Origin of the sequence: Limnobacter sp., assembly GCF_036405155.1 — a bacterium.
Lineage (GTDB): Bacteria > Pseudomonadota > Gammaproteobacteria > Burkholderiales > Burkholderiaceae_B > Limnobacter.
In genome coordinates this window covers 251913-270234 of record NZ_DASWYD010000001.1, presented here as the reverse complement: position 1 = coordinate 270234, position 18322 = coordinate 251913, and the positions used below count along the sequence as shown (strand labels likewise).

General features: G+C 57.9%; 18 protein-coding genes. 14 read left to right on the top strand and 4 right to left on the bottom strand.

Annotated elements, in window-relative coordinates:
• The first annotated feature begins 74 nt into the window (after positions 1-74).
• From ftsY to VGE55_RS01295, 3 genes are all read left to right on the top strand, one after another.
• Entirely contained in the window at positions 75-1016 is a 942-nt protein-coding gene (ftsY, locus tag VGE55_RS01305) for a signal recognition particle-docking protein FtsY (RefSeq protein WP_331129937.1), read from the top strand.
• The gene (locus tag VGE55_RS01300; RefSeq protein WP_331129936.1) at positions 1013-1747 is read left to right on the top strand and encodes a cell division ATP-binding protein FtsE; all 735 of its coding nucleotides are present in this window, start codon (positions 1013-1015) and stop codon (positions 1745-1747) included. The genes ftsY and VGE55_RS01300 overlap by 4 nt, the downstream gene beginning before the upstream one ends.
• 68 nt (positions 1748-1815) lie before the next feature.
• A complete protein-coding gene (locus VGE55_RS01295; protein WP_331129935.1) occupies positions 1816-2724 on the top strand; it encodes a cell division protein FtsX in 909 nt (302 codons plus the stop codon).
• 18 nt (positions 2725-2742) lie between these two features.
• On the opposite strand, the gene rfbD is transcribed toward VGE55_RS01295, so the two are convergent.
• Both rfbD and rfbB read right to left on the bottom strand, forming a co-directional pair.
• Complete coding sequence (gene rfbD, locus VGE55_RS01290; RefSeq protein ID WP_331129934.1) at positions 2743-3705, bottom strand: dTDP-4-dehydrorhamnose reductase; 963 nt, start codon at positions 3703-3705, stop codon at positions 2743-2745.
• 23 nt (positions 3706-3728) lie between these two features.
• Entirely contained in the window at positions 3729-4763 is a 1035-nt protein-coding gene (gene rfbB, locus VGE55_RS01285) for a dTDP-glucose 4,6-dehydratase (protein ID WP_331129933.1), read from the bottom strand.
• A gap of 128 nt (positions 4764-4891) precedes the next feature.
• On the opposite strand from rfbB, the gene VGE55_RS01280 reads away from it, so the two are divergent.
• Positions 4892-5314: a hypothetical protein gene (locus tag VGE55_RS01280; RefSeq protein ID WP_331129932.1), complete on the top strand. Its 423-nt coding sequence runs from the start codon at positions 4892-4894 to the stop codon at positions 5312-5314.
• 21 nt (positions 5315-5335) lie between these two features.
• On the opposite strand, the gene VGE55_RS01275 is transcribed toward VGE55_RS01280, so the two are convergent.
• Positions 5336-5896, bottom strand: coding sequence for a transcriptional activator RfaH (locus VGE55_RS01275; protein WP_331129931.1), 561 nt, complete (start codon positions 5894-5896; stop codon positions 5336-5338).
• A gap of 139 nt (positions 5897-6035) precedes the next feature.
• Between VGE55_RS01275 and VGE55_RS01270 the strand changes: the two genes are divergently transcribed.
• Entirely contained in the window at positions 6036-7118 is a 1083-nt protein-coding gene (locus VGE55_RS01270; RefSeq protein WP_331129930.1) for an acyltransferase, read from the top strand.
• Positions 7090-7872 (top strand): WecB/TagA/CpsF family glycosyltransferase, encoded by a 783-nt coding sequence (locus VGE55_RS01265; RefSeq protein ID WP_331129929.1) that lies wholly within the window; start codon positions 7090-7092, stop codon positions 7870-7872. The genes VGE55_RS01270 and VGE55_RS01265 overlap by 29 nt, the downstream gene beginning before the upstream one ends.
• Here the strand turns inward: VGE55_RS01265 and VGE55_RS01260 are convergent, their stop codons facing one another.
• A complete protein-coding gene (locus VGE55_RS01260) occupies positions 7873-8409 on the bottom strand; it encodes a serine acetyltransferase (protein WP_331129928.1) in 537 nt (178 codons plus the stop codon).
• A gap of 172 nt (positions 8410-8581) precedes the next feature.
• On the opposite strand from VGE55_RS01260, the gene VGE55_RS01255 reads away from it, so the two are divergent.
• Genes VGE55_RS01255 through VGE55_RS01220 form a run of 8 tightly spaced genes read left to right on the top strand, consistent with a single transcriptional unit; the run spans position 8582 to position 18309 of the window.
• The gene (locus VGE55_RS01255) at positions 8582-9847 is read left to right on the top strand and encodes an outer membrane beta-barrel protein (RefSeq protein ID WP_331129927.1); all 1266 of its coding nucleotides are present in this window, start codon (positions 8582-8584) and stop codon (positions 9845-9847) included.
• 26 nt (positions 9848-9873) lie between these two features.
• The gene (gene epsE / locus VGE55_RS01250; RefSeq protein ID WP_331129926.1) at positions 9874-10707 is read left to right on the top strand and encodes a polysaccharide export protein EpsE; all 834 of its coding nucleotides are present in this window, start codon (positions 9874-9876) and stop codon (positions 10705-10707) included.
• A 44-nt stretch (positions 10708-10751) separates the two neighbouring features.
• Positions 10752-12173, top strand: coding sequence for a GNVR domain-containing protein (locus VGE55_RS01245; protein WP_331129925.1), 1422 nt, complete (start codon positions 10752-10754; stop codon positions 12171-12173).
• Between the two features lie 25 nt (positions 12174-12198).
• Positions 12199-13041 (top strand): chain length determinant protein tyrosine kinase EpsG, encoded by an 843-nt coding sequence (gene epsG / locus VGE55_RS01240; RefSeq protein WP_331129924.1) that lies wholly within the window; start codon positions 12199-12201, stop codon positions 13039-13041.
• Positions 13042-14385: an O-antigen ligase family protein gene (locus tag VGE55_RS01235; RefSeq protein ID WP_331129923.1), complete on the top strand. Its 1344-nt coding sequence runs from the start codon at positions 13042-13044 to the stop codon at positions 14383-14385. It abuts the gene before it with no gap.
• A complete protein-coding gene (locus VGE55_RS01230; protein WP_331129922.1) occupies positions 14382-15884 on the top strand; it encodes a lipopolysaccharide biosynthesis protein in 1503 nt (500 codons plus the stop codon). Before VGE55_RS01235 ends, VGE55_RS01230 begins: the two co-directional genes overlap by 4 nt.
• Positions 15881-17095 (top strand): glycosyltransferase, encoded by a 1215-nt coding sequence (locus VGE55_RS01225; protein ID WP_331129921.1) that lies wholly within the window; start codon positions 15881-15883, stop codon positions 17093-17095. Before VGE55_RS01230 ends, VGE55_RS01225 begins: the two co-directional genes overlap by 4 nt.
• Positions 17092-18309, top strand: coding sequence for a glycosyltransferase family 2 protein (locus VGE55_RS01220; RefSeq protein WP_331129920.1), 1218 nt, complete (start codon positions 17092-17094; stop codon positions 18307-18309). The genes VGE55_RS01225 and VGE55_RS01220 overlap by 4 nt, the downstream gene beginning before the upstream one ends.
• Positions 18310-18322: the final 13 nt, after the last annotated feature.

The following is an 18322-nucleotide window of genomic DNA, read 5'->3' as shown; positions in this document are numbered from 1 at the left end:
GACCGCGTTAATCGCATTTTGTTCATTGGCCACCCTTTTTTACGACACCACACCGACACACTGGAGCACACTGAATGCAGATCCCCGGGCAGCGACAGGACTGGCTAGGCCGCCTGAAATCGGGCTTGACCAAAACCCGCTCGGGCCTGACCTCCATGTTCACTGGCGAAAAGGTGGACGATGCATTTTTTGAAGACCTGGAAGAACGCCTGCTGCTGGCCGATTGCGGCTTGCCCGCCACCGAATTGCTGATGCAAAAAGTGCGCGACGAGGTGTATCAAAAAGGCATTACCAGCCCGGAGGGTGTTCGCCTGGTGCTGCGCGATGCGGTGTTCGACCTGCTGCGCCCCCTGGAAACCAGCATGGGTGTGGACCGGGCCCGTCCACTGGTCATGATGGTGGTTGGCGTCAATGGCGCCGGCAAAACCACCAGCATCGGCAAGCTGGCCAACCACTATGCCGAAATTGGTTACTCCGTGTTGTTGGCCGCTGGCGATACATTCCGTGCGGCTGCGCGTGAACAACTCGATGTGTGGGCCCAGCGCAGCAATGTGGACGTCATTTCCGCAGAAGGCAGCGACCCAGGGGCAGTCGCATTTGACTCCGTTCAGTCGGGCATTGCCCGCAACAGCCACATTGTGATTTGCGACACAGCGGGCCGCCTGCCCACCCAGCTTCACCTCATGGAAGAGCTGAAAAAAATCAAGAAAGTGCTGGGCAAAGCCAAGGTGGATGCGCCACACGAAATTGTCTTGGTGGTCGACGCCACCAATGGTCAAAATGCACTTCAACAAATCAAAGCCTTTAACGATGCGCTGGGCCTGACTGCCCTGGTGGTGACCAAACTGGATGGCACAGCCAAAGGCGGTATTTTGGCGGCCATGAGCATGAGCACCCGGGTACCGGTGGCTTTTATCGGGGTGGGTGAGAAGCTGGGCGACCTGCGCCCCTTCAGCCCACGGGAATTTGCCAACGCCCTAGTGGGCATTGATGCCGAAGGAAATGCCGCGTCATGATCGTCTTCAAAAATGTGTCACTGAAATATGGCGAACATGCCGCCCTCAAGGGCGTGAATTTCCAGTTGCCCAAAGGCTCATTCACCTTGCTGGAAGGCCACTCGGGCGCCGGCAAAAGCTCCATTTTGCGCTTGCTGGCCACATTCGAGTCCCCCAGCAGTGGCGACATTTTTGTGGGCAAAAGCTCGATTGCAAAACTGAACCGCCGCGAACGCGCCCACTACCGTCGATCAGTCGGCTACACCGGGCTGGACGTCCAACTGCTGCAAAACCGCAGTTGTTTCGACAATGTGGCATTGCCCCTGCGTGTGGTGGGCCAAGCCGAAGCCGACATTCAAAGCCGTGTTAAAGCGGCCTTGGCTAGGGTGGGGCTGAGCCACACCGACCACATGCTGCCCACCGAACTGTCGGGCGGCCAACAGTTGCGCCTGCAAATTGCGCGCGCCGTGGTGAATCGCCCCGCACTGGTGCTGGCTGACGAACCCACCGCCCAGCTGGATGATGACTCCGCATCGCGTGTGGTTTCCCTCTTGGAAGAGTTCAACCGCGCAGGGGTTACCGTGATTGTGGCCACGCATGAGTCACACCGCTTTAACCGCGTGACCCACCGCCTTCGCTTGGGCGACGGTCAAGTGCTGCCCACACCGGCAGACCTGTCCCATGCGGGCGGGCGTGAAGGTGGCGCACAGGAATTCTCGAAAGATTTTTTGAACAAGGCCTATGGTGCTTGAGCAGGCACTGAGCATCCACCAAGCCCCGATCAACCGAACAAGCACCACCACACACCGGAAACACACACATGCGCTGGTTACGACTGCAATGGTTTTCAATTTCAGCAGGCCTGAAGCTGTGGCTGGATGAACCACTGGGCCATCTGTTCAACGCCTTGGTGCTGGCCATTGCATTGGCCATGCCGTGGGCCATTGCACAAGGGCTGAGCGCCCTCATTCCCTCCATGGACCGCGCCGTGGGCGACCCTGAAGTGAGCCTGTATTTCCGCACGGATGCATCCGAAGAGAGCGTGCAGACTGCAGCCACCAAACTCAAACGGGATTTCGATCTGGAGTCGGTCAAGATCGTGACGCCTCAACAGGCCCTGGCAAGGCTGCGTGAACAAAGCCAAACGCCCGACCTGGCCTCCGCCTTGCCGGAGAACCCCTTGCCCTACACCGTGGTGGCCACTTTGCGCGTGGATGCAAAAACCGACACCAACCTCATCGACACCAAAATCGCCGAGTGGAAAAAATTCGCCGGAGTCGAGTTTGTTCAATACGACGCGCAGTGGGTGCGTCGGCTTCAAGGTTTATTGAACAGCGCCCAACTGATTGCCGGCGCACTGGCTGTGATGATTGCAGGCATGGTGTTGGTGGTCACGTTCAACACCGTTCGCTTGCAATTGATTCGCAACCAGGCTGAAGTGCATGTGCTCAAGGCCCTGGGTGCGACTGACGCGGAAGTGGGTCGCCCCACCCTGTGGTGGTCGGTCAGCCTGGCACTGGTGGCGTTTGCTCTCGCCTATGGTTTGGTGGGTGGCGGCATGAACCTGGCCGACGACGCGGTGGGCCAGTGGATCCGCCAGTTTGACAGCGGCTTTCGCTTTCAGGCACCCAGCCTGGTGACGGCCTTGGGCATGGTCTCCATCTGGGTGGTGTTGGTGATGGTGGGGGCTTGGGCCTCGGTGCGCTCCACGGTGTGGCGCATTCATTGATGTGCGGCTGACCTCGGATTATTCAAAATCCGGGGGCAGGTTCATGATCAAATTTCGCACCGCTTTTTGCCAGTCGGGTTGATTCACCCGAAACACCGACTTCAACTTGGTGTTGTTCAACACCGAATACGCGGGGCGTGCAGCCTTGAAGTTCATGTCAGGTGTTTTGGCGCGCACCACGGTGGGCACACGCTCAAGCAGCCCCTGTTTGTGCGCCTGTTCAATGGCCAAGCACGCATAGTCATACCACGTGGTTTCGCCAGCCGCAGTGGCGTGAAAAGTCTCTTCACTGGGCACTTCACCGGGGTGGTCCGGCAAAAAAGACGGCGCCAGTTTACCCAGTTGCTTGTAACGGCTCATGGCCACCACACCCGCCACTTGCAAACCCAACTCGGCCAAAAAATTGGCGGGCGTCGGCGCACCGCGCTGGTCGTCCACCACGGTGAGCTCATCCCGCTCACGGGCTGCCTTCAATATGGTTTTGCAGAAATTTCCACCGCGCTGGGCAAACACCCAACTGGTGCGAAAATTCACCCAATTGCCGCCCACCTCTTCCAGAAACTGCTCACCCTGCAGCTTGGATTGACCATACACATTCACCGGGTTCACGGCGTCGGTTTCAACGTATGGACGGTTGGCCGTGCCGTCGAACACATAATCGGTGCTGTAGTGCACCAGCACAGCCCCCTGCTTTTTGGCCTGCTCAGCCAACACACCCACGGCATGGGCATTGATGGCAAACGCCGCGTGCGCATCCCGCTCCGCCTGTTCCACCGCCGTGTAAGCAGCTGCGTTAATAATCACATCGGGGCGCACGTCCTTGAGCGTATCAATCAATTGGTCCGGGTCAGTCATGTCCACCGTGTCGCGGTCCACACCCACATAGGCATCCAGCGTTTCCAGCAAGGCTGGCTTCACATGCTGCCCCAATGTGTGGCCCAGCTGGCCTTGGCTGCCCAACACCAATACGCGTATTCCCACGATGAATCCCTTGCCTCAAAAAGTTATTGGTCTCGCCGTTGCACCATCTGTGCAACCCAGTCTTGATTGTTCAAAAACCATTGCACGGTTTTTCGAATGCCTGTCTCAAAGGTTTCCTCGGGTTTCCACGCCAGTTCCCGTTCAATTTTTCGGGCATCAATGGCATACCGGCGATCATGCCCTGGCCGGTCGGTTACAAACTGAATTTGTTCAGCATAGCTGCCACCTTGGGCTCGCGGCATGAGCTCGTCCAGCAAAGTGCAAATCAAGCGGACCACGTCCAGATTGGCCATTTCGTTCCAGCCGCCGACATTGTAGGTTTCGCCAACAGCGCCTTGTTCAAGCACAGTGCGAATGGCTCGGGTGTGATCCTCCACAAACAGCCAGTCGCGAATTTGTTGGCCATCGCCATACACCGGCAACGGCTTGCCTGCCAACGCGTTGCAAATGCACAGGGGGATCAGCTTTTCCGGAAAATGATAAGGCCCATAGTTGTTGCTGCAGTTGGTGGTCAGCACAGGCAAACCATACGTGTGGTGCCAGGCACGCACCAAGTGGTCGCTGGCAGCCTTGCTGGCGCTGTAGGGGCTGTTGGGCTCGTAGCGCCTGGTTTCAACAAACGGCGCATCGTCTGGCCCCAGGGTGCCGTACACCTCATCGGTGCTCACATGCAGAAAACGGAACGCCGCCTGCTGCGCCTTGGGCAAACCCATCCAGTAAGCGCGTGCACATTCCAACAAACGGTAGGTGCCCACCACGTTGGTTTGTACAAACGCCTCAGGCCCCAAAATGGAACGGTCGACATGGCTTTCCGCCGCAAAATTCACAATGGCGCGGGGCTGGTGCGTGTCCAAAATTTTGCGAACAACCGCTGTGTCACCAATCGACGCATGCACAAACGTGTGCAGGGGGCTGTCCATAACCGGGGCCAGGGTGCTGAGGTGGCCAGCATAGGTCAGGGCATCCAGCGACACCACCGGCTCAGCATACTGGGCCAGGTGCTGCCGAACGAAACAGGAACCAATAAATCCGGCCGAACCGGTCACAAGTAGGGTCATTCGACAGGAATAGTTCAGGTTAAACTACAGGACAGGGATTACAGAACAATACTGACCCACGCACCAACGCCTTGGAATTCATCCGCAGGCACTGGGCCGATTATATCGTTGACAGAGGACCCCCAACCATGAAACCCGCTATCTTCTCCCGCATTGTGCCCACAGCGGCACTGGCTTTATCGGCTGTTGCGCTAACCGCTTGCGTGGCCGTGGTGCCCACACCATCGAACTCCCCCAGCACCAGCGATGCCACGCAAACCAACGACAGCACCGTACAGCCAGCAACACTGTGCAACATGGAAACACCCGCCACACAAAAACTGCAAGACGGCACCACACTGGCCGAAATTACGCAGACGTGTAATCAGACTGACATCAAGATCACCAACAACCACGCCAAACACCCCAAACGGTGCAGTGTGATCATCGGCAGCCAAGGCAGCGAGCTCTACATTCAGCCAGGGGAGACTCGCAGCCTGACCCAAACCGGGCCAGTGGCCCAGTCGCAGGTGCGCATCAACTGCCTGAACGACTGGAATCGACCCAAGTAATGAATATTGCGGCTCGGCAACCTATGTGGATTCCAAATGGGTTGTCGACAACACCACCCGGCGTTCGGCACCCAGCACATTGAGCAGCACCAACACACGGTCAGCGCCCTTGTGCTGGGCAATCGTCGCCATCAAACCTTCAAAGGGCCCCTCAGCCACCCGCACACGACTACCCACCTCGTGTGGGTTGCCCATATTCTCGAGGTGTATCAACCCATCCTCCGCCAATTGGCGTTGAATCCAATCGACCAACGCATCCGGAACAGGTGCAGCTTTCCCGCCAAACTTCACGAGATCAATGCATCCCTTGGTGGATCGCAGTTTCGAAAAATCATCCACCCCGCTTTCCAGCCTGACAAACAGGTAGCGTGGGAACAGGGATTCGACCACCTCCACCACGCCAGAAGAACGTCGCTTCCGAAGGCTCGCCTGGGGGTAAAAAACCCGGTAATGCTGGCGCTCCAAATTTTCCACTGCCAGTGCCTCTTGCCGAGGCTTTGTGTACATCACATACCATTGGGCCATGCTGTTCATCGCCCGGGCAACGGGCTCAATATCGAGAATCGTGTCTATGGTAAGCACTTGCGGGACGGCTTGAAAGGCCTTTGTAAACCCCACCAGTCATTCCGAAGAGTTAACCCCCCAACCTCTTATTTCTCACCATGCGGCGGCAATTGTTAACCTGCGGCCCTTGCTTCCGTATTCTGGCGACTGTCGGCCCATGCAGTTCACCCCAACGTCTCGTTCCGACTGGCCTGCGCTACACGGTGCGCGTGCACTCAGCATTCTGCTCGTCCTCGCCTGTCACCTGCTCCCGTTGGGGCCCAAAACCGTGGTCGACCTCAACATCGCGGCTGGTCAATTGGGCATGTCGATTTTCTTTGCATTGTCGGCCTTCCTGATTACACACAAACTGCACACCGAACCCTCCCTCACCACCTTCGCCATCAACCGGTTTTTCAGAATTGTTCCACTGGTGTGGCTGGTCCTGCTCATCGATTTCGCCTGGCGCTTGCTCAGTCCAGCCGAGGCAAACCCCAGTTGGCCGGCAGCATTGGCCCATTTGGGCTTCTGGGTCAACAATCAACCCGACCTATTCCTGCCGGAAACACACCACCTCTGGAGCCTTTGCGTTGAGGTTCAGTTTTACATTCTGGCGGGGTTGGCGTTCACGCTGGGCAAGCGGAAAGGTTTATGGATGCTGGTGTTTTTGGGCGTTCTTTTGGCCCTGCACCGTGCACTCATCGGCAACTATTTCAACACCACCACGCCCTATCGACTAGACGAAATCTTGATTCCCCTCATGGTTGGCCTGTATTGGCACCAAGATGGGCCACGTCCGGCCTGGGTCAACCGGATCAAAGGCCTCAACCCCTGGTTTGCCTTATTGGCACTGGCCGTCAGCTGTCTTGCCCCCCCCATTCCGTGGCTCTTTCCCCTGCGGCCCTTGTTGGGCAGCCTGTTCATCGCATCGCTGCTGCTCAACCCCAACGGCGCTGGATGCAGAATCTTCTCCTCAAGTCACCTGCGTTGGGTGTCCGAGCATTCTTACGCCTTGTATGCGCTGCATCCATTTCTGCAAGTCACCTGGCTTGGCAGTGGCGACAAATGGGCCATGTACTTGAAGCGCCCCCTGCTCCTACTGGCAGCAGCAGGCCTTGCGCTGCTGTCGGCCCGAACGGTCGAACGGCAATGCATCCAACTTGGACGCTGGTTCAACCAACGGCTCCGCCACCGCCAAAACCCAACATCGGCTCAATCTGTACACGCATCCCATGACACTGCCCAAACAAAGTCTGTTTGACCTTTCATTCACCGCCATCACCCAGCGCGAGGCGGTCAATGCCATTCAAGCCTGGCTCACTGCTGAAGACAGCACACCCCATCTCGTTGTTACACCGAATGTTCACTTCACGCTCCTGCAACAGCGCAATCCAGCCTTCAGGGCGGTGTTGAACGCAGCCAGTCTCTGTGTGGTCGACGGACGCCCCATTTGGTGGGCCTCCCGTCTCTTGGGTCGCCCCCTGCCTGAAGTCATCACGGGCAGCGATCTGGTGCCGGCAGTGTTCCAGCGGGCGGCCGAAGAATCAAGAGACACAGCACTCCGGGTTTATTTACTGGGTGCTGCACCGGGCGTGGCCAGCAAAGCGGCCATCGCGATTGAGTCCACTTACCTTGGCATCACGGTATGCGGTGTGGACAGCCCACCCATGGGATTTGAGCGGGACGACAAGGAATGCGAGCGGATCTGCCAAGCCATCCGCCGAAGTGGTGCGCAACTGCTCATCATCGGCCTTGGCGCACCCAAACAAGAATTTTGGGCCCACCGGTACCTGAGCTATACCGGCGTGCGTGTGGCCATTTGCGCGGGTGCCACCATCGACTTTCTGGCCGGAGAAAAGCCCCGGGCACCTCGATGGATCAATCAAATCGGGCTGGAATGGTTGTTCAGGGTGCTGAGCGAACCTCGACGCCTAGCCGGGCGCTATGCGCGAGATGGCCTCGCTCTGCCCGGGCTGATTGTTCGTGAATGGTGGAAACTGCGCAAACAAGGCTAGCTAGGCCCCTGCATGGTCCACCTCACGCCCGGACAGGCGAATAATCCGGGCTGGGTTTCCCACCACAGTCGCGCCAGCGGGAACATCTTTCACCACCACAGCCATGGCGCCAATAACGGCCCCATCGCCCACATGGACCGGGCCCAACACTTGGGCGTATGCCCCAAAATCAACGCCTTGCCCTATCGTAGGCACCGCCCCATTGTCACCCTTGTCACCAATCGTCACCCCCTGACGCAACGTGCAATTACGTCCCATCACCACACGGGGGTGAATAAAAATGCCGCCAAAATGCCAAATCCGCAGACCGCCGCCCACGGTTGCCGCTTTCGGCAAACCTATGCCCGTCAACGTCTCCACCACTCGGTAACACAGCCAGTAAAGGCGATTGTGAATGCGCCTGGCAATGCCCTTGGGCATGCGGTCCACCCGTCGTCCGTAGCGGTACAAAGCCAACGCCCAAAGCCCTTGCTCACGCCACAACAACCAGGCAGAACCACCTGCCCGCTTTAAATCCTCCTGCCAATCGGGATCCATTTCCACCGTCCTGAACGCAAAGCCTAGAAATCTAGCGTTGCAGCCAATTGTGCCCCCAAGCTGATTACACCAACCATCACCAGACCGGAGCACCAATTTCACAACCGACCGCCACACCACTACCCTCCACCCTTGCATGAAATTCTGGCCGGGTATCTGCGTGCACACTTCCATGGGGAACAGCCCCAAACCCTCTCAATCATCGCGTAGCCCCAGCACGGCTGCACGTTGTGCGCTGCTCCGTGCAGCGCTCGGTACAGCGTTGGGCCTGCCTGTGTGCACCGCCCATGCGGCTTTTGCAGACACCATAAACCCGGGAATTTCGCCGTTTGCAAGCATTGGCTTGACTCACGACTCCAACCTGTTGAACCGCTCTTCCAGCGGCAGTGGTCCTCAACCGCAATCGGACACAGTCACCCGAACTGAACTGGGCGCCGCATTGGACACCCTGATCAGCCGGCAGCGCATTCGTGCCAAGGTGTCAGTCAATCAAAACAGGCACCAGCAATTCAGCGATCGGGATGTGGACGGCGAGTCCCACGACCTGAGATGGGACGCAGCCCTGGGCGAAACGGTTCAGGGGCAATTCGAACTTTTACGCGAACGGGACCAAGCACCCATTCAAACCGGACAAACCAGCGCGGTTGAACGCATTCAAAACGCACGGCTGGCAAAGCTGGTCTGGGGCTTTCATCCAGAATATGCGGTCACCGCCCAAATTCAAAATACAGACTCGCAGTTTCTGGGCAGCAACAGCCGCGTCGACCCTGCCTTGACCGGGCTCGATCGCAATGAGCAACTGCGCACTATTGGCCTGACGTATTTGCCAGCCACAGGCAGCCAGTTGGGGCTTGCCTTCAAAACCCTGGAGGGGCAGTTCCCCAGCCGCCAAATCACAGGCCCCGGGCAGAGCGTGTCCAATAACTTCCAGCAACGGGAAGTCGAGTTGTCCAGCATCTGGAACGCCTCCGACATCAGCCGCCTTAGTGCGGCCGTCTCGCAGGTGGAGCGCCACCACGACGAGTTGCCCATTCGGGACTACCAAGGTGTCAACTATCAACTCGAAGCGCAATTTCGCCCCACCGCCAAAACACAATTCATCGCTGCATTCGCACGGCAAATCATCGGCGTGTCGGATGTGAGCAATTCCGATGCATTGGCCCGTCAAGTCAGTCTCAGCGTTAATTGGGCCATCACCTCCGCCTTGCTGCTCAATGTCACCCACAGGCCACAAACCCTGTTTTTTAACGGCACAGATGGCTTCTCATCACAAGCGCGCACAGACCGGCTGCGGGACAACAGCATCCGTCTTCAATACAACCTGACACCCAAGCTTCAGTTGCTGGGCATCGCACAGCAACGTCGACGTCAATCCACCCAAGTCAACACTGACTATTCGGCACAGGCCTTCAGCCTGTATCTCAAGTATGTCTTCTGACCCATTTCAGCCTTAAGGAAATCAGCATGTTCAAATCAATCATCTCCGCTGGATTGCTCTGGCTCTGTGTTCTGGGTGCAGTTCCCGGCATGGCCCAGGCCGGTGAGGACAACCCCGATTATCGCCTCGGCGGCGGCGACCTCATTCACATCAGCGTCTTTCAAAACCCCGATTTCAGTGGTGACCGACGCGTTGCCGAAAGTGGCGAAATCACGGTTCCACTGGTGGGTCCAGTGATGGTTGGCAACCTCACCATCCGCCAAGCCGAAGAAAAAGTGGCGCAAATGCTCAGCGATGGAAAATTTGTGGTTCGCCCCCAAGTGGCCATCGTGCCGCTTCAAATGCGCAGCGCACAAGTATCCGTCATTGGTCTGGTGGGCAAGCCCGGGCGTTATCAGCTTGACTCACTGAACATGCGCGTCACAGACGCACTCAGCATGGCCGGTGGCATTGTTCAATCCGCACCCACCGTGGGCCTCAATGGTGGCGATGTGGTCATACTCAAAGGCCAGCGGAACGGCCGCCCGTTTTCCAAAACCATCGACCTGGCCGATATCTTCCTCAAAGGCCAGGACGATGAGGACGTGCCCGTCGTGGGCGGGGACACCCTGTACGTCGCCCGCGCGCCCCAGTACTACGTGTACGGCGAAGTACAAAAACCGGGCACCTACAAAATCGAACGGCGCATGACCGTCCGGCAGGCACTGGCCCAGGCCGGGGGTCTTACACCACGCGGCTCACAGAATGGCATTCGCATCTATCGCAAGGGCGACAACGGGCAGGAAGTCGAATTGAGTGCAGAGCTTGACGAGGCACTGCAAGACAACGACACCCTGTATTTCAAGCAAAGTGTTTTCTGAACACACCCACGCCACAACAACCCCATGAATGACAGGACAACCCCATGACCCTGAATCAATTAATTCTCATCGTACGGGCCCGTTTGCGGCTGGTGGTCACGGTGCTATTGACCATCACGCTGGCAGCCGTCATCACGGCTGCGTTTTTGCCAAAACTGTACACCGCACAAGCCAAACTGGTGGTTGATGTCCGCTCTGCCGACTCTGTGCTGGGTGCACCTGGCCTGCCCTTCACTTCACCCGCCTACATGAACACCCAAGCGGAGTTGATCACCTCGGCGCGGGTCGTGGATTTGGCCATCAAGCAACTCAAGCTCAAAGACAACGCCGAACTCCACACGCAGTGGGAACGTTCCGGTTCTGGTCGCGTTGATTTCGACACATGGCTCACAGACTACCTGATCTCCAAGGTCCAGGTTACCTCCGGCAAAGAAAGCAACACCCTCACGATTAGCGCATCCCTGGGCGACCCTGCCCTGTCGGCCAAATTGGCCAATGGCTTGGCTCGGGCCTACATACAAACAGCCGTTGAATTAAATGTGGAGCCAGCCAAAGAGTATGTTCAGGTGTTTGACCAACAACTTCAGGAAGCACGGGATGCATTGATCACCGCGCAAACGCGCCTGTCCAATTTCCAACGGGACAACGGCCTCGTGGTGGTCAGCGATGAACGCATGGACGTGGAAACATCACGTCTCAACGAGTTGTCCAGTGCATTGACCCAGGCTCAATCACAGCGGGCCGATCAAGCCAGCCGGGCCGCAAGCTCAGGCAACGACGCCTTGCTCCAAGACCCCACCAATGTGATTGTCATCAATAGCTTGCGCACCCAGCTCAAGCAAAAGCAGGCCGACTTGGCCGAAGCCTCCGCACGCATCGGTGAAAACCACCCGGAATATGCACGGCTGAAGGCCGAGGTGGATGCATTGCAACGCAGCGTTCAAGAAGAAGCCACGCGCAACAACGCCACCTTGAATGCGACAACACGCGCCTCATTGGGGCGTGAAGCCACCATCAAACGCGCAGTCGAAGAACAACGCAACAAAATATTGCAACTCAAGGCGCAACGGGATGCGGCCATGACACTTCAACGCGACGTGGATGCTGCCCAGAAGCAATTTGAATTGTTGTCAACGCGAATTGGCCAATCCGAAATTTCAAGCCGGCAAACCACTGTGCATGCCAATCTCATCAGCGAGGCAATCACCCCAACTGAGCCCAGCTCGCCCCGCTGGGGCGTGGTCTTGGTCGGTGCGCTACTGATGGGCTTGCTCATGGGCGTGGGTACTGCCTATGTGTTTGAAGTGTCAGCCCCGTATGTGCGCAGCATCGAAGACTTGCAGCACATTGACCTACCGCCCTTGGGCTTCATCACCCAAGAACCCCTGCTCATCTCCACCAGCCCCACAGCCACGACGGCCTACGGCCGCCTGAAGTACCGGATGCGCCAAACCCTGTTGTCCTGAAACCCTCCAAACGAGACCTACCATCATGACCGAAAGCAAATCGATTGGCGCCATTCTTGTGGATGAAGGACGACTGAGCCCCGAGGCAGCGGAGCGCATTGTTCAAACCCAACTCACCAGCAACCAACTGTTTGGCGAAACTGGCATACGGCTTGGCCTGCTCACTGCCGATGACCTTGAGTTTGCCATCGCCCGGCAATACGATTACTCCGTGATTCTGGACCACCGTGACAGCCACGTATCGGCGCGCCTGGTGGCGGCCCATCAACCCAGAAGCTCGCAGTCCGAAATGTTGCGCAGTGTGCGCACACAATTGCTGCTGCGCTGGCTGGAAACGCCTCAGGCCTGCAAATCCCTGGCTGTGGTCAGTCCAGCCGAAGGCGAAGGGCGCAGCTTTTTGGCAGCCAACCTGGCTGTGGTGTTTGCCCAGTTGGGACACAACACACTGCTGGTCGATGCTGATTTCCGCAAACCCCAACAGCATGAAAACTTTGGCCTCAGCAACAGGCAAGGTTTGTCTACCCTGCTGCAAGGCCGTGGTGATGCATCCGTCATTCACAGCGTGCCCGAACTCAAAAACCTGTCCGTCCTGCCATGTGGCCCCATCCCGCCCAACCCCCAGGAACAACTGTCGCACCTGCGTTTTGCGAAACTGCTCAATGGCTTGGCAGCGCAATACGACATGGTGATTGTGGACACACCGGCCGGACAACATTCCGCTGATGCCACAGCGGTTGCATTGCGTTGCGGCGCAAGCCTGGCTGTGGCCCGCAAGGACCATACCAACACCACAGACCTGAAGATTCTGAGCACCAACCTCAAACGCCTGGGCGCCAATCTATTGGGCTCTGTGCTGCTTGAGTTTTAAATGATCAGCCTACCCGCACCCCGCCAATGCCTGGCCTTGGTCTGCCTGTTGCTGGTGGGCGCCCTCACCGGGGTATACACCAGCCTCTTCAGTCAGTCCTGGGTGTTGGTATTGGGTGTTCCCTTGCTGGTCCCCTTGGTGGTGCTGCTCATCACGCATCCACAATCCCTGTTTTTAATGCTGTTGATCAGCCGCTGCGCTCTCGACCCCATTCTTGAGTCCTCCCGTTTTTCCAGCAACGTTGGTCTTGGCGCTGCACTGAACCTGCTGGTGGTCGCCTGTGCCGTGGTGTGGGGCTTGCAGAAGCTCTCACAACGACAGCGGCCTGCCATGTTGTTGTGGGTGGCCCCATTCGCGGTGATGGTATTGGGCACCGTGATGGCGCCCGACACCATTTCAGCCCTCAAAAAACTCGTGGCCTTTTTGAGCTATGGCGCTGTGTTTGTCATGGGTCATCAGTTGTGCCTGGATCAAGACCAACGTGGCCTGCAAACCCTGCTGCGGGTGGTCATTCTGTCGGCCATCGTTCCACTCACGGTGGGCATGGTTCAGTACGCAACTGGCAACTTGTTTCTCGAGGGCCGGTTGGCCGCAACCTTCACACACCCCAATATCTACGCTTTTTATTGTTTGCTGGTGGTTATTGCGTTGCTTGGGCTTCAACACACCGAAGGGGGCGACCCGGGCATTCGCTGGGCCTTGCTGCCTCTCTTGGTGGCCTCGATTGTGCTCACACAAACACGCAGCGCCTGGGCTGCACTGGTGGTCGCCGGGCTGTTGTATGGCCTGCTGGTCTCCAGACGCGTTTTGCTCTGGATGCTGGTGGCCGTTTCACTGGCTGCCATCACACCAGCGGTTCAAGACCGGCTGATGGACCTTCTGCAAGGCAATCAGGTGGTTCAGTACGCCAAGTTGAATTCATTTGCATGGCGCCAATACATTTGGGAAAGTGGGCTTCGCTGGATGAGCCCGTCGCACTACTGGTTGGGCTACGGCGTTGGCGGCTTCAAGCACTATTCCATCGATTTTTTCCCCATGTCAGGCGGCAATGCTTTTGGTGCCCACAACGTGTACGTGGAACGCTTTTTTGATGGTGGGTTGCTGGCTGTCTCCGTATTCGCCGTGTTTATCGCAAAGCAACTTCAGAAAGCCTGGCAATACACTCGGCAAGTACGAACCCTCGGTCTGTTGTACATCGCCCTGATTGCCTCCTACCTCATTCTCAATTTCTCGGACAATGTGGTGGATTACCTGGCCTACAACTGGTACTACTGGTCAGTGGCTGGGGCCTTCTACGCCATGGCCACGGGCACAGGGCAAGGTGAGCGCAAGGCTGAAGCATGAGCAACCGGCAGTCACTGCGCGGCGCCTATCTACTGGTTGGGGCCAAAGGTTTGTCAGCCGTGCTCGGGCTGCTCAGCACGCTGGTGCTTGCACGGCTGCTAACACCCGAAGACTACGGGCTGGTGGTGCTGGTCGATGCAGCAGTCACTGTGTTGGCCTCGCTCACCGAACTCCAGTTGGCGGCGGTGCTCATTCACCTGCCCCACCTCACCGATGCGCACCTGCGCACAGCCTGGACCATGAACTGTCTGCGTGCTGCACTGTTGGCCACTCTGGTTGTTTTGATGGGCCCAGTGCTGGCGTCGGTGTATGCCAAGCCCGAGCTACAGGGCATCGCCTGGGGCATCAGCCTCTCCTTGTTCATGGGTGGGCTGATCAACCCCAAGATGACGCTCTTGGTGCGCGAGCTGAATTTCAAGAGCGAATTCATTCTCAGCCTGTCGCAAAAACTGACCGGGCTCATTGTCACCGTGGTTGCCGCGCTGGTGCTGAAAAATTACTGGGCCTTGGTGCTGGGTACCATCGCTACGCAAGCCTGTGCGTTGGTGGTGTCGTACCGGTGTGTGCCCTTCCGTCCCGCATTCACACTGGTTCACATGCGCAGCCTGTGGGGCTACTCGGTCTGGCTGACTGGCTCACTGTTTGTCAAGACGCTCACCAGCAAGCTGGACCAATTCGTGGTGGGCAAGTTGTTCAGCGTCCAAACCACTGGCTTGTATTCGGTGGCCACACGCCTGTCCAACGTGTTGTTCACCGACACACTGGCAGCCGCCTTGCGGGTTATCTCGCCAAGTCTGGTTGCGCACCAGCACCAACCCGCTGAATTGAACCAGGCTTATTTGCGCAGCCTGGGCGTGGTGTGCATGTTGTTTCTGCCCATTGCGGTCATGGCCAGCGCCTTGTCCACACCACTAATCCGATTGGCCCTGGGCACTCAATGGATGGGCGTCGCACCCGCGTTTCAATGGCTGGTGGCCGCCTTGTGCATTGAAGCGATTGGCAGCGTTGCCTTGTCGGTGGTGTTGGCCACACTCAATACAAAGTTGGCCTTTCAGCGCGATGTACTGTCGTTGCTGGCTCGGTGCACCTGCATGGCCGTGGGTGTTTTCACAGCAGGCTTTGAAGGCCTGCTGTGGGGCCGATTTGCCAGTGCATTGCTGGATGCACTGCTGTACTTTCGCATGGCCGCTCAGGTGACTGCATTGTCCTTGTGGACGCAACTGCTGCACCACTGGCCCTGTGGACTGGTCAGTGTTTGGGTGTTTGGCGTTTTGTACCTACTACAAGGCCAGCACAACTGGGTTCAGGTGTCGCCATTTCACACCGCGCTGTGGCTGGTGGCCTATGGTGGGTTGGGCTTGTTGTTGTTGGTCGGCGGCCTGGCGCTGCTGTGGTGGCTTCGTGGGCAACCCCAAAGCACCGAGTGGCTCATTGCCCGCTATGTGGGTCAAACCATCAAGCACCGTCTTCTTAAAAACTCCCTCAATGCAGCACCATGAAGCCGCTTCGCATCGCGTACCTCGTCAATCAATATCCCAAGGTTAGCCACACCTTTATCCGGCGTGAAATTCTGGCGCTTGAAGCGCAAGGCGTCGAAGTGGTTCGGCTGGCTGTGCGCGGTTGGGACAACCCACTGTCCGACCCACTGGACCACAGTGAACAGGAACGCACGCATTACCTGCTCAAACAGGGCGCAGCACCCTTGCTGTGGGCTGGCCTGCGTACAGCACTCAACAAACCCAAGGCGTTTGCACGGGCACTGCAGGCCTGTATACGGCTGTCGCGGCGTGCAGACCGCCCCTGGCCTGTGCACCTGGTGTACCTGCTGGAAGCCTGCATGGCACTGCAATGGCTAAAGCACCACCCCGTGACCCACCTGCATGCACACTTTGGTGCCAACTCGGCCGAAGTGGCGATGCTGATTCGGCTTTTGGGTGGCCCCCAGTACAGCTTCACCGTGCATGGCCCCGAAGAATTCGACAAACCCGAATTCATTCACCTGCGAGAAAAAATTGCCCACAGTGCATTTGTGGTGGCCATTACCGCCTATTGCAAAAGCCAACTGATGCGCTGGGTGCCCCACCACCACTGGCCAAAAATTCAGGTAGTACATTGCGGGCTTGAGCCTGAATTTCACCAGGGCCACAATGCACCGCCCAGCGCGCAACCCAGGCTAGTGTGTGTGGGCCGCCTATGCGAGCAAAAGGGCCAACTGCTGTTGCTCGAAGCAGCTCACCGCCTGCGCAGCCAGGGTGTGGAATTTCAACTGGTGCTGGCAGGCGATGGCGAGATGCGGCCCATCATTGAACAAACCATTGCCGCCTACTCGCTGCAGGCGTGTGTGCATATCACTGGCTGGATCAGTAGTGCAGAAGTGCGGGAGGAATTGATTAAGGCGCGCGCCATGGTGCTGCCCAGTTTCGCCGAAGGCTTGCCAGTGGTCATCATGGAAGCCATGGCTTTGCAACGGCCTGTGCTCACCACGTGGGTCGCTGGTATCCCCGAGTTGGTCACCCACGGTGAGCATGGTTATCTGGTGCCCCCTGGGGACATTGACGCACTGGTGCAAGCCCTGCAGAAAATCATTCAGGCCGACGACACCACACTTCAACGCATGGGGCTGGCTGCACAACACCGTGTACTACAACGCCACAGCATACAGACCGAAAGTGGAAAGCTGTTACAGTTGTTTCAGCGAGGTGCCGCATGATGTGGATCGACCTTGCAATGCTGAGCCTGTGCGCAATGCTGAGCATTCCTGTGGGCTGGCTGTGCATTCAAATTGCGTTGGGGCTTGCCAAACCGGCTATACACCTTGCAGCCACCGAGACAACATCCACCGCAGCACCCCGTGTGGTGGTGCTCATTCCAGCGCACAACGAGTCCATCAATATTCTGCCCACACTGCGCTCGGTCATGCCCCAATTGCAGGTGTCAGACCGGGTGCTGGTGGTGGCCGACAATTGCAGCGATGACACTGCTGACGCGGTCCGAGCGTTTGCACGCACACATCAAAGGGTTGATGTGATTGAACGCATGGACACCACACGCCGAGGCAAAGGTTATGCACTGGCGTATGGCCTTGACCACCTGGCTCAACAGGACGCGCCCGATGTCGTCTTGGTTCTGGATGCGGATTGCATTCTTGCGCAAGGCGGATTGAGCACCCTGTCACACTGCGCACAAAAGCACCAACGTCCAGCACAAGCGCTGTACCTGATGCATCACCCCGCTGGCGCTTCTTTGCAAGCACGCTTGGCTGAATGGGCTTGGCGGGTTAAAAACCTCTGCCGCCCCCGGGGCCTGCAACGCCTGTCTGCCGGCTGCCAACTGACAGGCACCGGGATGGCATTTCCGTGGCCAATTGTTGGCTTGGTGCCTTGGGCCAGTGGCCACCTGGTCGAGGACATGAAACTTGGGCTGGACTTTGCTGCGGCCGGCCATGCACCCCTGCTGGTTGAACAGGCCTTGGTGGACAGCCAATTCCCCACGCGGGAAGACACCCAGCGCAGCCAACGCACCCGTTGGGAACATGGTCACCTCAGCATGCTGATTCAGGACGGGTTGCCTGCCGTTTTGAAAGGCCTGCTGCGCGGCAACTGGCGGCTACTTGCACTGGGGCTGGACATCTGTATTCCACCGTTGGCCCTGCTGGTGCTGCTCAACCTGCTGGCCTTGGGGGGCAGCCTGCTGTGGTGCGCCATTCACCCCACGGCGACAGCCCAGCAAGCATTGCTGTGGGGCCTGGCCAACCTGTGTACGCTGGCCGTGGCCATCTTGGCGGCCTGGTATGCGCATGGCCGGCACAATGTGCCGTTCAATGCACTGCTTCGCATCCCGTTGTACATACTCCGGAAAGTACCCGTGTACGCCCAGTACCTCTACAAACGTCAAATGGACTGGGTGCGCTCACGGCGAGACTGAGTCGAATACCACA

Coding starts and splice junctions, on each gene's coding strand:
- ftsY (WP_331129937.1), top strand. CDS start 75: ATGCAGATCCCCGGGCAGCGACAGGACTGGCTAGGCCGCCTGAAATCG.
- VGE55_RS01300 (WP_331129936.1), top strand. CDS start 1,013: ATGATCGTCTTCAAAAATGTGTCACTGAAATATGGCGAACATGCCGCC.
- VGE55_RS01295 (WP_331129935.1), top strand. CDS start 1,816: ATGCGCTGGTTACGACTGCAATGGTTTTCAATTTCAGCAGGCCTGAAG.
- rfbB (WP_331129933.1), bottom strand. CDS start 4,763: ATGACCCTACTTGTGACCGGTTCGGCCGGATTTATTGGTTCCTGTTTC.
- VGE55_RS01280 (WP_331129932.1), top strand. CDS start 4,892: ATGAAACCCGCTATCTTCTCCCGCATTGTGCCCACAGCGGCACTGGCT.
- VGE55_RS01270 (WP_331129930.1), top strand. CDS start 6,036: ATGCAGTTCACCCCAACGTCTCGTTCCGACTGGCCTGCGCTACACGGT.
- VGE55_RS01265 (WP_331129929.1), top strand. CDS start 7,090: ATGACACTGCCCAAACAAAGTCTGTTTGACCTTTCATTCACCGCCATC.
- VGE55_RS01260 (WP_331129928.1), bottom strand. CDS start 8,409: ATGGATCCCGATTGGCAGGAGGATTTAAAGCGGGCAGGTGGTTCTGCC.
- VGE55_RS01255 (WP_331129927.1), top strand. CDS start 8,582: ATGGGGAACAGCCCCAAACCCTCTCAATCATCGCGTAGCCCCAGCACG.
- epsE (WP_331129926.1), top strand. CDS start 9,874: ATGTTCAAATCAATCATCTCCGCTGGATTGCTCTGGCTCTGTGTTCTG.
- VGE55_RS01245 (WP_331129925.1), top strand. CDS start 10,752: ATGACCCTGAATCAATTAATTCTCATCGTACGGGCCCGTTTGCGGCTG.
- epsG (WP_331129924.1), top strand. CDS start 12,199: ATGACCGAAAGCAAATCGATTGGCGCCATTCTTGTGGATGAAGGACGA.
- VGE55_RS01235 (WP_331129923.1), top strand. CDS start 13,042: ATGATCAGCCTACCCGCACCCCGCCAATGCCTGGCCTTGGTCTGCCTG.
- VGE55_RS01230 (WP_331129922.1), top strand. CDS start 14,382: ATGAGCAACCGGCAGTCACTGCGCGGCGCCTATCTACTGGTTGGGGCC.
- VGE55_RS01225 (WP_331129921.1), top strand. CDS start 15,881: ATGAAGCCGCTTCGCATCGCGTACCTCGTCAATCAATATCCCAAGGTT.
- VGE55_RS01220 (WP_331129920.1), top strand. CDS start 17,092: ATGATGTGGATCGACCTTGCAATGCTGAGCCTGTGCGCAATGCTGAGC.